The following is a 12609-nucleotide window of genomic DNA, read 5'->3' on the forward strand; positions in this document are numbered from 1 at the left end:
GGCAGCACGGTGCACGATGATTTCAAGGTGGTCGCGCCCACGCACGACCACCTTCCCCCGCCTGGTGCCCGTGACATGGCTGCTCCGGCCCACGGCACCGGGAACGCGGCCGTCGCCGGCCGCACGCAGGCGCGCCCGGCCCGCTTCGGCTAGGAGACAGTCGGGCGCGTTCTGCCGTACGCGGCGACCACGTCTCGTGCCCGGCCTGCCGTTGCGTCCGACGGCCCATTCCGCCGCGCCGGATCACACTCACGCCCTTAGCGTCCAAGCTGACCCACTCACCCCGTATATCGGGAGTTTGATCGTGAAGTCGGCGCCGTCCGGCAGCACAGCCGGACGGCGCCGGCGACGGCGTTCGGAGCGGGCCCCGGCGCACCGCGGGCCCGTCTCCAGCCCGGTTGCGCAGCGCGCGCCTGCCGGCCGGGTCCGGCGCCTTCAGGTCGCCGGGTAGGGGGTGGTGCGCAGGTGGTAGGCCAAGTGCGCGCTGTTCGCGGCGAGGGTCTTCATGGCCGAGGCCACGGCGTCGGGGGTCTTGTCGAGGTCCTGGTAGTCGGTGCCCTGCATGGCTTCGCCCACCCAGTAGGCCACGGCGCCGGGCGCCAGGGAGAAACCGACGTCGTTGAGGCCCTGGAAGAGGTCGGCGCTGACCTTGTGCGCGCCGTCCTCGTTGCCGACGACACACACGGCCGCGACCTTGCCGTAGGTCAGGAGCCGGCCCTCGTCGTCGGTCTCCGACAGCTCGGCGTCGAGCCGTTCCAGCACGCGCTGCGCGATGCTGCTCGGGTGGCCGAGCCAGATCGGGGTCGACAGCACCAGGATGTCGGCCGCCAGGATCTTCTCGCGGATGCCGGGCCACGCGTCACCGTCGCCCATGTCGACCTGCACGCCGGGGCGGACGTCGTGGTCGGCGACCCGGATCACCTCACCCCGCACACCGTGCTCGCCCAGCGCGGCCATCACCTGCTCGGCGAGCAACTGGGAGCTGGAGCGGGCGGGAGAGGGATTGAGGCTGCAAACCAGGGCCAGGGCCTTCACGGGCGTTGATTCCATGCGGTTCCGTCTACCCGTCCACGGCCTGCGATACCTGCCGATCGGGATGAAGGGGCCGGCTGGCGCAATCCGGGGCCGGCGCGCCGCCCCTGTGCTCGCACCAGCGCGGGATGGTCGGGTGGTAAGACCAGATGACAGGCGGATCCAACCAGGACACCGGCCGGGCGGCGGCTGCCTCCGGCCGCCGCCGTCCAGGTAGCGCGGCGGGTGCTGGGAGTACGGGTGTGCCCGCAGGTGCCGGGGTCTCGTTCCTTCAGGATGTAGGCGCGTTACGGCGGGTTCCGCTGTGTATCGCGGCTCGCGGCAGGACCCGGTGTCGCGGGGGCTCATGCCTGCGGGTGCGCGCGAGGACCGGATCCCCCTCTCTCAGCGGGAGATCCGGTCCTGTCATACCGCGTGTCTGGGCGTTGCCAGGGGTGTGTTCACCGGCGAAAGGGAAGCTCCTAATAGATCGTCAAGCGGTCTGTGGGAGCGGTTTGGCGGTGTGGATCATGTGGGGTAGGTGTCGGTAGATCTCGCGGGCGACGAACCGTCTCAGGCAGCGGATGACGTCCTTCTTGGTCATGCCTTCGGCGGTGCGGCGGGCGACGTAGTCCCGGGTGCGTTGGTCGTACTTCATGCGGACCAGGACGATGGTGTGGAGGGCGTTGTTGGCCTGGCGATCGCCGCCGCGGTTGAGGCGGTGGCGGTTGGTGCGGCCGGAGGAGGCCGGGACGGGTGCGGCCCCGCAGAGGTGAGCGAAGGCTGCTTCGGAGCGGAGCCGGTCGGGGTTATCGCCCGCGCTCGTCAGCAGCTGGCCGGCGGTTTCGGGGCCGAGGCCCGGCAGCGCGATGAGTCTCAGGGCCGCCTTGGTGACCAGCGGTCCGATCTCCTTGTCCGCCTCTTTGATCTCCTCGTCGAGTGCTTGGTAGCGGCGGGCGAGCCGCCGCAGGGCGGTCTTGACCGCGCGGGCGGGATCGTCGAGTTCACCGGCCGGACGCGAGCGGGCCAGGGTGTCGATCAGATCTCGTGCGGACAGTCCCCGCAGCTTGTCCCGCACCTCGGAGGGAGCGGTGACGATGAGGGTGCGGATCTGGTTGATGGTCTGGGTACGGGCCTTGACCGCGCTCTTGCGGACGACCCGCAGGGCGCGGATCGCCTCCACGATCCCGTTGCGTGTCTTGAGTGTTCCTCCGGCCCGGCCGGACAGGACCGCGGTCGCGGCCCCGTAGGCGTCGATCGGGTCGGATTTGCCGTTGTCCCGCCTCGCCTTGCGGTCCGGCCGGTCCACCTCGACCACCGTGACCTCGTTCGCGGTGAGGAACCGTGCGATCTCGGCGCCGTAGGCGCCGGTTCCCTCGATTCCCACGGCGAGGACCTCGCCGTGGGACCGGAGCCAGTCCAGCAGCTGCCGGTATCCCTCCGGCGTGGTCTCAAACCGTTCGGTGGCCAGGTGCCGGCCGATGCTGTCGATGACCGCGGCCTGATGGAGGTCGGTGTGGGTGTCGATCCCGCCGACCACTGATATCTCGTCTGCCATGCTGGTGTGTGCTGCCCTTCCAACGCTCAACGGTGGGAGGGCGCGAGCCGGTCGGGCAGACGGACAAGACAGTGATGGGACCTTTGGCCGGGCTCCTATGAAGTCACGGAAGCCCGACCGGCCACGCGCCAGACGGCATCGCCCGACAGGTCGACGATTCCCCAAGAGGACAACCGAAGCGTCAGTCAGGCGGAGAGTCAGACCTCCGGGCGATGCCATGGCTAATCCTCACTGTCAGGCGGCGTGTCCGGTGGTGTGCACGCGACCGATCGTGCTGGCGTATTCCGGATCGCCGGTCTGGGCGCCGTTGCCACCTGTGGTCAGCAATTGGTTCGCGACGTTGCCCGTGCTTCCGGTGCAACGGGTGCGACCGGAGTTCCGGGACGTAGCGGGCCCGGCCGTGCCCTGGTTCGAGTTGTGCTCGTACCAACCGTCGCCGCGGCCGTACTGGTCGCCACTGGTGAGGATGACGATGTTCCCGGCCCGGTTCCCGCCGGTGGCACCGGACTTCCCCCGGTCGCCGGAGTTCCCGGAGCGGTGTTGGTGCTGATTGCGTTTGGCACCGTCCGCCGCCCCGGCCCGACCCTGTCGGAGAACCACCTCTATGCCTTCAGGCGACCAGCGGCCTGTGAGGCGCGACGTACTTCGCGGGCCGATGTCGCGAAGTCGTAAGGAGTCGCTACCGCCGTGCGGCAATGGTGACGACATACGGTCATTATTCCAGCGATGGTCCGCGCCCTGCGCAGCCGCCGGCTGCGCACCGAACTGCGCACCCCGCTGGAGCGGACCGAACCCGAACCCGCCGATGAGACGGGTCTGGTCTCACCGCGGCCGGCCCCGCCAACGATGTCGCGACGCGGTGCGCTGGGCATGGTGGGACTCGGATCCGCCGCCCTGCTGGTCGTCACGGCCGGGCAGAGCATCGGCGGGCCACTGCGCCGCGTCGCACTGCTGGCCCCGCATGGCGGCCCGGACCCGGGCTCGGGTCCGGGCGGCTTCCAGATCAACAAGACGGCGGGCGATGTCGGCATCCGGGCGCGTGACATCGGGCCGCAGTGGCGGCTGACCGTGCGCGCGGGCACCCGTCAGATTGTCCTCACCCGGGCCCAGGTCCTGGCGTTGCCGCAGCACGGAGCCTGGCTGCCGATCGCGTGCGTAGAGGGATGGTCCACCGATGACCAGGCATGGTCCGGAGTGCGCCTCGCCGACCTCGCCGCCCTCGTCGGCCTGCACGACAGCCCGCCGGGCGTCGCGGTGGAATCCGTGCAGCGCGGCGGAGCGTTCCGCTCCACGGTGCTGCGAGACAATCAGGTCCGCGACTCCCGGTCGCTGCTGGCGCTGCGGGTCAACGGCGCCGATCTCACCCCGGACCACGGATACCCCGCCCGCATCATCGTCCCTGCCAACCCCGGCGTGCACAACACCAAATGGGTCACCCGCCTCACCTTCGGGAGCACGCTGTGAAAAGCGTCCGCGCCCGCTACGGCGCCTCCCCCCTGCACCTGCTGCTCGTCCTGTGCTCCTTCGCCCTCACCGCATACGCCGGGATGCAGCTGCTCAAAGGCGACACACTCCGCATCGTGATCTGGTTCGTGGGCGCCGCCCTCGTCCACGACCTGGTACTGCTCCCCCTCTACACCATCACCGACCGCGCAACGCAAGCCCTCCTTCGCTCCCGCCCCGCCTCCGGGAAGCACCACCGGGCACGAAAGCCGTGGATCAACTACCTGCGCGTACCGGCCTTCGTCGCCCTGCTCTTGCTGATCACCTTCTACCCCCTGATCCTCGGCAAGGTCCCCGGCTACCACCTGGCCACCGCACTGCCGTCCGACGTGTTCCTCGGCCGCTGGCTGCTCATCACCGCCACGCTCTTCTCCATCTCAGCCCTCTGCATGATCACCACCATGTGGCGCCACCGCACCCCAACCACCCAGCCACCCCCGCGTACAGAGGAATCCGGCAAATCGTCAGGTCCGCGGCACCAGTAGCTCCAGGGCCAACAACATGTAGCGCGGTGCGATCAACAGTTGCTTCGGCAGGATCTGGTAAGCCCGATCACCTCGAGCGTCACCATCACAACGGGCACGCCGCTCATGCCGGAGGTGACCGGTCAGGCGCGTGGGCACGGCTGCGCGTCATGGATATGTGTCCTCGTCTTCCCAGGAGGCCACTGATCGAGGGCCCCGGCGTCCAACCGCATCCCCGCGCGGAGTCGGGTGCGGCGCTCACAGGTCGCAGCAGAGCTGAGCGTCCGCGTTTCGTAAGGATCAATGCCCGGAGTGTCGGTCTGTGCTTCGTAGAGTGAAGTGCGTGACCAACCCACCGACACCGCCCGTCGACGTCGTACTGCCGTGCCTGGATGAGGCCGGCGCCCTGCCCTGGGTGCTGGAGCGCGTTCCGTCCGGATGGCGGGCGATCGTGGTCGACAACGGCTCGACCGACGGCTCCGCGGACCTGGCCGCCTCCCTGGGGGCGACCGTGGTCAGCGCACCGGTGCGGGGCTTCGGCGCCGCGTGCCACGCCGGGCTGCTCGCCGCGACCGCCGACGTCGTCTGCTTCTGCGACTGCGACGCCTCGCTCGACCCCGCCCTGCTGCCGGCCGTCGCGGACCCGGTGCTGCGGGGTGATCTCGACCTGGTGCTCGGCCGCCGCAGGCTCACCACCCGGGGCGCCTGGCCGCCGCACGCCCGGCTCGCCAACCTCGAACTGGCCCGGCTCGTCCGCCGCCGCACCGGCCTGCGGCTGCACGACCTCGGCCCGATGCGGGCCGCCCGGCGCGACGCGCTGCTCGGCCTGGAGCTCACCGACCGCCGGACCGCCTACCCGCTGGAAATGCTGGTCCGCGCGGCCGACGCGGGCTGGCGCATCGCCGAGACCGACGTCCCGTACGCCCCCAGGACCGGCCGCTCCAAGGTGACCGGCACCTGGCGCGGCACTTGGCACGCGGTCCGCGACATGAGCGCCGTACTGCGGCAGCCACCGCTCGTCACAGCAAGGGACCAACGGACCGCCCCGGCCACACGATGACGGGCCCCCACAGCCCTCTGGGCGGGACGACGTTGCTGGTGATCGCCAAGGAGCCGGTGCCGGGCCGGGTCAAAACGCGGCTCACCCCGCCGTACTCGCCGCAGCAGGCGGCCGCGCTGGCCGAGGCGGCGCTCGCCGATACCCTCCACACGGTGCTGCGATCCCCGGCCCGGCGGCGGGTGCTGGTCCTCGACGGCGCGCCCGGCCCGTGGCTGCCGCCCGGCTTCGAGGTCCTCCCGCAAGCGCCCGGCGGCCTGGACGAACGGCTGGCGGCCGCGTTCGCCGACTGCGCCGGGCCCACCCTGCTGGTCGGCATGGACACCCCGCAACTCACCCCGGCCCTGCTGGAGCCGGCGGTGTGTCCCGACGCCTGGCTGGGCTGCGACGCGTGGTTCGGCCCTGCGGAGGACGGCGGATTCTGGGCGGTGGGCCTTGCCGAGCCGGACCCTTCGCTCTTCCCCGGGGTGCCGATGTCGACGGACCGCACGGGCGCGATCCAGCGCCGCCGGCTCACCGACGCCGGGCTGTGCGTCCGCGACCTGCCGCCGCTGCGCGACGTGGACACCGCCGCCGACGCCGCCGAGGTCGCCGCCCGCGCGCCCGGTTCACGCTTCGCCGCCGCACTGCGGGCAGTTGCTGATGTACCGCAGGACGCCAGCGCCGGGTGGGTTCGGTGACTGCCTTTGACACCAATCTCGCGCTCCTCCTGCCCGGTGCCGCCACGCCCTGGATCGACGACCCGTACGCGCACGCCATCCGCTCCGGGCACGGTCCGCTCTTCCTGCGCCGGGCCGACGGCTGGCTGCTGCCCCTAGACGTGGAGCGCTGGTGCGCGGCGCCGGACGCCGCCGACACCGCGCTGCTGTACCGGTGCCGGCGCGGCCCGGTGCTCGACATCGGCTGCGGGCCCGGCCGCCTGGTGGCGGCGATCGCGGCCACCGGGGTGCCGGCGCTCGGCGTGGACGTCAGCCCGGCGGCCGTGGCCCGCACCCGGGACAGCGGCGGAGCGGTGCTGTGCCGGTCGGTCTTCGACCGGCTCCCCGCCGAGGGCCGCTGGGGCACGGCCCTGCTGATCGACGGCAACGTCGGCATCGGCGGCGACCCGCGGGCGCTGCTCACCCGGGTCGGTGAACTCGTTGCCCCCGGCGGCCGGCTGCTCGTCGAGGCGGCCGCCTACGACGTCGACGAGCGGTTCACCGTACGGGTTGAGGACGGCCGGGGCCGGCACGGCCGCGACTTCCCCTGGGCGCGGCTGGGAACGGCCGCGCTGCGGTCCGCCGCCGACAGCACGGGCTGGACGGCGGTCGACGAGTGGACCGTGGGCGGCCGGCACTTCGTGGAGCTGCGACACCGCTGACTGGGCACCCACGACGACTGAACGCTCGCCGAATCTGCAACAGAGGCCGTACACAAGTCTGCCCGCACCGTTGCCCGACCAAGCTGTGCGCCGTATTGACGACAGTTGACGATCCCCTTCGCGACACCACCGATCAGATCCATGGCGATGGTCACTCCTTACGGATTGCGGACAACCGGCCCCGTCGCGAGCCCCTCCAGGCACCGCTCCTGCCACGGTGGACGGTGTGGGAGTCCGCACCGTATGCACCTCAGTCCTCGTCGCCGCGCTGACCGCCGTCGTCGCCGTCACCATCCGTTCAGGAGGTTCCGAGGCGCGGCCGCGCCACCTGCTGTACTGGTACGCGGCCGCCTGGGTGCTGTTCGCCGCGGCCGTGTGGGCCGTCCGGAAGGTGCCCGTGCGCTGCGCGGTGGTCCTGGTCCTCGCCGGCAGCGCCGCCCTGTCCCTGGCGGCGCTGAGCGGACCACCGCGCACCAGCAGCGACATGTACCGCTACGTATGGGACGGCCGGGTCCAGGCCGCAGGCATCTCCCCGTACGCCCATCCGCCCGCCGCACCGGAGCTGGCTGGGCTCCGCGACCGCTGGCTCTTCCCGCCCGGCCAAACCTGCGTCCCCCCCGGCCTGCACCCGCTCGGCGGCGGGTTCTGCACGCTGATGAACCGCCCCGGGGTGAATACCATCTATCCGCCGGTGGCGGAGGGCTGGTTCCTCGCCGTCCACGCCCTGTCGCCCGACGGTGCCCGCCACAAGCCAACCCAGATCGCGGGCGCGCTGCTGGCCGTTGGCACCAGCGCCGCCCTGCTCCTCGTGCTGCGCAGGCGCGGCGATCCACGGCGCGCGGCACTGTGGGCCTGGTGTCCCGCGGTGTCCTTCGCGGCCGTCAACGACGCGCACGTCGACACGCTCGGCGTACTGCTGACCGTGCTCGCGCTCGGCACGTCCGTCCTGCCGCGCCGCGGCGCGCTGCTCGGCGCGGCCATCGCCGTCAAACTGCTGCCCGCGATCGTCCTGCCCGGAGCTCTCGCCCGCCGGGGCCCGCGCGACACTGCGCGCGTCCTGCTGCCCGCCGTCCTGGTGATCGCGCTCGCCTATCTGCCGTACGTCCTGACCTCCGGCCTCGGCGTCCTCGGCTACCTGCCCGGCTATCTGCAGGAGGAGGGGTACGAGACCGGCAGCGTCCGCCGGTTCGCGCTGCTGCGGCTGTTCCTGCCCGACAGCGTCGCCGCCCCCCTCGCCGTGGTCCTGATCGCGCTGACCGCCCTCTACGTCATGCGCCGCGGCGACCCCGACCGGCCGTGGAGCAGTGCGCTGCTCATCACCGGCACCACGCTGCTCCTGACCTCGCCCTCCTACTACTGGTACGCCCTGCTGCTGGTCGCCCTGGTCGCGCTCGACGGCCGCTGGGAATGGTTCGCCGTCCCCCTCGCGGGCACCGTGCTCTACATCGGCACAGCCATGGCACTTCCCAGCGAACTACTCCAACCCTGGTCCTACGGCGCCGCCGCGGTGGCGGTCCTCACCGGAACACTCCTGAGAGCACACCGTCACCGCAACCAACCCGAACGCACCGCCCCGGACCGCGAGGCCACCCTGTCAATCTCCTGACCCGCGGGCCTCGGGCCCCCAGGCCGGATGGGTGCTCTGGCGCAAGGACCGTGCTCAAACGCTTGGGCCTTCGCTGCGGCACCACCGCCCGCCCGCTGCGGGAGCCGCACGCGGGCACGGGAATCCGATACGCCGGCTCGATACTTTTACGTAACCACGTAGCACTCCTCGGTCAGGCGCCCCCCTGACGCCCAGCTGATCGGGCAATAGCACTGAGGGACGCCCCCAACGGTCGGGGGCGCCCTCAGCGCGTGGTCGTGGCCCCTTTGAAGGGTCAGCGGGTGGAGGTCAAGGAGGCGTAGACCACGACGTTGTCCGTGTAGTGATGGTCTGCGGTGGAGTAGTTGCCGCCGCAGGTGATCAGTCGGAGTCCGGCGTGGTCGAGGTTGCCGTATACCTCGACGGTGGGGAACTTGTCTTTGGGGTAGCGCGCGATGCGCTCCACGGTGAACACGGCCGTGGTGCCGTCCTGTCGCGTCACGTTGATGGTTTGGCCCTTCTTCATGGCGCCGAGTTTGAAGAAGACGCCCGGGGCCTGATTCCAGGTGACGTGTCCGGCGATGACCGAGGGGCCGAGTTCGCCCGGGGTCGGGCCCGGGGTGAACCATCCTGCCTTGTCCGGGTCGCGCGGTGTTTGCATCGCGCGGTGGGCATCGAGCCCCAGGCTCTCCAGTGCGGAGTCGACGTTGAGCTCGGGGATGGTGATGCGCTCGGGTGTCGACGCTTTGAGGATCGTGCCGCGCAGCGGGGCCTGGGTCATGGTGTGACCTGTATGGGCGCTGTGGTCCCCGCCGCCATTCTGCCCGCTGGGTTGCGGCGCGGATACCGGCAGAGCGCGGTCGGCCTGGGGCGGGGCGGGTTCCTGGCGGGCCAGGCCCACCGCGATCAGACCCACCGCCGCGACAGCGAGCACGCCCGAGCCGATCAATAGCGACCGGCGTCCGTACATCCGCCCGGATTGTCTGCCAAGGTCGCGGCCCGGCTCCTCCTTGCCGTGCGGGGTTTCACGCATCGCCGGGGCTCCCGCTCAACGTCCCTGGCGCACGGTGCGCCTGCGCGCGACCACGAGCGCTCCGGCCGCTCCGACCAGGGCGAGACCTCCGGCGCCGAGCAGTTGCGGTGATTCCACACCGGCGGTGCTGCCCGAGCCGGTCTCCACACCGCCCACCGGGACCGAGCCCACGGCTGCGCCCTGGATCATGCCGCAGTCAGCGGGCGCGGTGGCCTCCTGGGGAAGCTTGGGGTCCAGTTCGCTCTTGCCCTTGTTGAAGTCGTACTTCCCGTTGTTGTTGGTGTCGATGCCGTGCTGGACCACGTGGAGATCCTTGATGTGCTCGACGACTGCCTGCGAGACGGTGATGGTGCGCTCGTAGGACAGGTGACCCTTGCTGTCCGCGATCGGCATCCGGTCCACAGCCAGGGCACTGGCCTTGGTGGTATCGCCCTTGGTGGTCAGCGAGATGTTGATATCGCCGTAGACGGGCATGCCCTCACTAGTGGTGACGACGCCGTCCTTGTTCTTGTCCGCGGACGCGTTCGGGCAGTGGAAGTCATGCCCGTCCGTCGAACCGTGCAGATGCTGCGCGTGCGGCGAGTTGGGAACCAGACCGTCAGTCTCGATCTTCACCGTCAACGCCGTGCCATCCAGCGTCAGCATCGCCGTTCCATGTGCACCGGTCTGGTTGAGCTGCTCCAACGTCACCTGGTAGGTCTTGCCCGACGCTGCCCCGGCGGTACCCGCCACACCCAGGGCGAACGATATCGGGATCACGGTCAGGGCGACGAGACGTGCGGTGCGCTTGGCCTTCACGATGGAATCCTCCTCGATGATGGACCGCCAGTGCCTTCCACGGCCACTGCTACGGAATCGCACGCGAGCCGGCAACTCCTCCCGAAGACAGCACATCCGACCGCTCCGGAACGGTGTGGAAGCCGACCCACAGCAGGGATTCGTGCCAGCGGTGCGCCCGGATTGGTCATATCGTCATTTCCGCAAACTTGCCTCGCAGCGCCGCCCCCTCATCGGTTAGCCGCTCGGCATCCTGACCAGCACGCTCGACCGCCGCCCGGCGGGCCCGATCCGGCTATTACCCGGCGCGCGGGCTCTCGGTCGCCGCGGGACGCGAGCAGTTCGCTGCGGGTCCGCAGCGCGGAAGAGACCCCGGGGGGCCACCAATGGCGTTGCCGTCAACGCAGCGCGCCATCCGCCCGTGTAAATGTCTGTCCACGGGCTGGCGACGATGGTCATCAGGACGATGAACAAGCCGAATTACGAGCTCTCAGCCGCTTTGACCGCACGTCCCGCCTGTGCATCGCGTCATCGTCCGCACGGTGAGCGAGAACCAGGAGGACAGTTCACGAAGAGGCAAGCGCCACCGGGGTCGGGGGCTGTAAGGCGTAGCTTGGCAGGTCCCGGGGTCACGAGTGGGGCTCGCTGGCGTCGCCCGGCGCGGGGCAGCTGCGGGCGGTATTGGAGACAGTCTGGCCGTAGCGGAACAGGCCGATCGAGTCGTAGCAGGGGGGTGCGGCGACCGGGCGCTCGGAGTTGCCCCTGGTAGGAAGCCCGCCAGTTGCGCAGGCCGGGTCGAGGAAGTTGCGGTAGGCCGCTGACGTGCCGAGAAAGAGGCGCGTGCGCAACCCGTCACCTCTTCCGAATGCCGTACTTCGATTGCCGAGGGTGGGCACGTACGTAGACGGGGGCTGGAGCGGCTGGGGCATCAGGTCCAGGGGTCTGCGGCACAAGCGGCTGCGCCAGCGCAGCCCGAGTGGGACCCACCGGCGAAGCCAAGGGCCCAAGCACCATCATGTGCCCCAGTGCTACGGGCGCGCGTCATGACCTGACGGGCGGGGCGATAGAGCGAGGTAGCGCCCATCCCGACAAGGGAGACGTGGCGCAGCATCGTGTCAGCCGGGACGAGATCGCGAGGACCCGGTGGGCTGCTGGAGGTTGATGAGTTGCGGTCCGGCGGGCCACGCGCGACCTCAGCGTGGGCTGGGCAATGCTAAGTGGTCACGGGCCGGGGCGCCGGACGGCCGGTGCTGGCTGCTCACCGTGGTAACGGCGGAGGAGGCACCGCGCTTGTACGGACGCGCTGCCCAGCACCAGGACAGGGGACGCCCTGGACCGCTGTACGTGCGCGCGGAGTCGCCGCGGAGCAGGGCCAGTGCAGCCCATCGCGGCACTTTTACGCGGGGACCTCGCGGACGCGCAGGCCGAACGGGATCCTCGTCCCGGTGAGGTGGCCGCCGTTCACCAAGAGTTGGACGGCGATACGGCGGACGGTCGTGGTGGTGTCCGGGGACCAGAGCGTCTCTTCGTGCCGGAACTTCCCCCAGGTCGGTCCGTGGCCGTGGTCGCTCCAGTAGGCGGTGATCCACTCAAGGGCGCTCTGACGCCAGGCCGGGTCACCGGCCAGCGCCGCCGCACGGGCCCGAGCCGCAGCCGTGCCCGCGGTCCAGCTGGGCTGCTCGGCCGCCTTGGCCAGGATCTCGGCGCCTTTCTCAGCCGTGACCAGCGGGCACAGCGCACACGCCACCGCCGCCCCGACCGCAGCCTGCACGCCGGCCGCGCGTTCCGCTGCGAAGTCTGCTTGCCGACTGGACCACATAACCGTCCTTCTTCGAAGTGTGTCCGATGTCGCGGGCCGAGGACCGACCTGGATGCCGATCTTGTGTAGTCAACGCGTCGTGGCCGTAGGCGGTCACGGTATCCCCCGATCGGGTCCCGGCGGAGGCATCTTGGGAACGCCCGTACGCCTCGTTGGGCCGAGTAGGTCCATAGGCAGTGGTCGGTGTTCTCGGCCTCGGTGAGCTCCGGCCGATGTCCGGCTCCGCTTCGTGGGGCCCTTCGTGACGCCCGCCGGTAGGTTCCACGAGTTCCACGGATGCGCCTTCCAGAGAGCACAGCCCAAGCAGACGGGGTTACGGTCTGCCCCGCGATTGATCGCGAGCGGCCGTGACATGACGGTGGCCGCGCGGGTTCTTGAGGTGTGAAGATCAAGCAGCGCCGCGCGCCGCCGGGCAGACCGCTACCGCGTGGGACTGTCAGAC

At 70.6% G+C, this 12609-nt stretch carries 11 protein-coding genes and 1 pseudogene; 6 read left to right on the top strand and 6 right to left on the bottom strand.

From position 1 onward, the window contains the following. Positions 1-435 precede the first annotated feature (435 nt). From O3X23_RS40435 to O3X23_RS40445, 3 genes are all read right to left on the bottom strand, one after another. The gene (locus O3X23_RS40435; RefSeq protein ID WP_269279150.1) at positions 436-1050 is read right to left on the bottom strand and encodes a flavodoxin family protein; all 615 of its coding nucleotides are present in this window, start codon (positions 1048-1050) and stop codon (positions 436-438) included. Positions 1051-1504: 454 nt separating this feature from the next. Next, on the bottom strand, positions 1505-2569 hold the full coding sequence (locus O3X23_RS40440) for an IS110 family transposase (RefSeq protein WP_269279153.1): 1065 nt from the start codon (positions 2567-2569) through the stop codon (positions 1505-1507). 234 nt (positions 2570-2803) lie between these two features. Beyond that, on the bottom strand, positions 2804-3169 hold the full coding sequence (locus tag O3X23_RS40445) for a hypothetical protein (RefSeq protein ID WP_269279156.1): 366 nt from the start codon (positions 3167-3169) through the stop codon (positions 2804-2806). Positions 3170-3286: 117 nt separating this feature from the next. Between O3X23_RS40445 and O3X23_RS40450 the strand changes: the two are divergent. The 6 genes and pseudogenes from O3X23_RS40450 to O3X23_RS40475 all read left to right on the top strand — a co-directional run. Further along, positions 3287-4033, top strand: a pseudogene (locus O3X23_RS40450) (molybdopterin-dependent oxidoreductase); the annotation flags it as partial. After that, positions 4030-4557 (top strand): hypothetical protein, encoded by a 528-nt coding sequence (locus O3X23_RS40455; protein WP_269279159.1) that lies wholly within the window; start codon positions 4030-4032, stop codon positions 4555-4557. The pseudogene O3X23_RS40450 and the gene O3X23_RS40455, both read left to right, overlap by 4 nt. A 322-nt stretch (positions 4558-4879) precedes the next feature. After that, positions 4880-5596: a glycosyltransferase family 2 protein gene (locus O3X23_RS40460; protein WP_443048124.1), complete on the top strand. Its 717-nt coding sequence runs from the start codon at positions 4880-4882 to the stop codon at positions 5594-5596. Further along, positions 5593-6273, top strand: a complete 681-nt coding sequence (locus O3X23_RS40465) for a TIGR04282 family arsenosugar biosynthesis glycosyltransferase (RefSeq protein ID WP_269279165.1) — start codon at positions 5593-5595, stop codon at positions 6271-6273. Before O3X23_RS40460 ends, O3X23_RS40465 begins: the two co-directional genes overlap by 4 nt. Then, positions 6270-6953, top strand: coding sequence for a methyltransferase domain-containing protein (locus O3X23_RS40470; protein WP_269279168.1), 684 nt, complete (start codon positions 6270-6272; stop codon positions 6951-6953). Before O3X23_RS40465 ends, O3X23_RS40470 begins: the two co-directional genes overlap by 4 nt. 226 nt (positions 6954-7179) lie before the next feature. Continuing rightward, entirely contained in the window at positions 7180-8559 is a 1380-nt protein-coding gene (locus tag O3X23_RS40475; RefSeq protein ID WP_269279172.1) for a glycosyltransferase family 87 protein, read from the top strand. A 274-nt stretch (positions 8560-8833) separates the two neighbouring features. On the opposite strand, the gene O3X23_RS40480 is transcribed toward O3X23_RS40475, so the two are convergent. From O3X23_RS40480 to O3X23_RS40490, 3 genes are all read right to left on the bottom strand, one after another. Then, positions 8834-9571: a class F sortase gene (locus O3X23_RS40480; protein ID WP_331284010.1), complete on the bottom strand. Its 738-nt coding sequence runs from the start codon at positions 9569-9571 to the stop codon at positions 8834-8836. A gap of 15 nt (positions 9572-9586) precedes the next feature. Continuing rightward, positions 9587-10369, bottom strand: a complete 783-nt coding sequence (locus tag O3X23_RS40485; RefSeq protein ID WP_269279175.1) for a hypothetical protein — start codon at positions 10367-10369, stop codon at positions 9587-9589. 1375 nt (positions 10370-11744) lie between these two features. Beyond that, positions 11745-12167, bottom strand: a complete 423-nt coding sequence (locus tag O3X23_RS40490) for a hypothetical protein (RefSeq protein WP_269279178.1) — start codon at positions 12165-12167, stop codon at positions 11745-11747. Between the last annotated feature and the right edge of the window lie 442 nt (positions 12168-12609).

It is taken from the genome of Streptomyces sp. H39-S7 (assembly GCF_027158205.1).
Classification (GTDB): Bacteria; Actinomycetota; Actinomycetes; order Streptomycetales; family Streptomycetaceae; genus Actinacidiphila.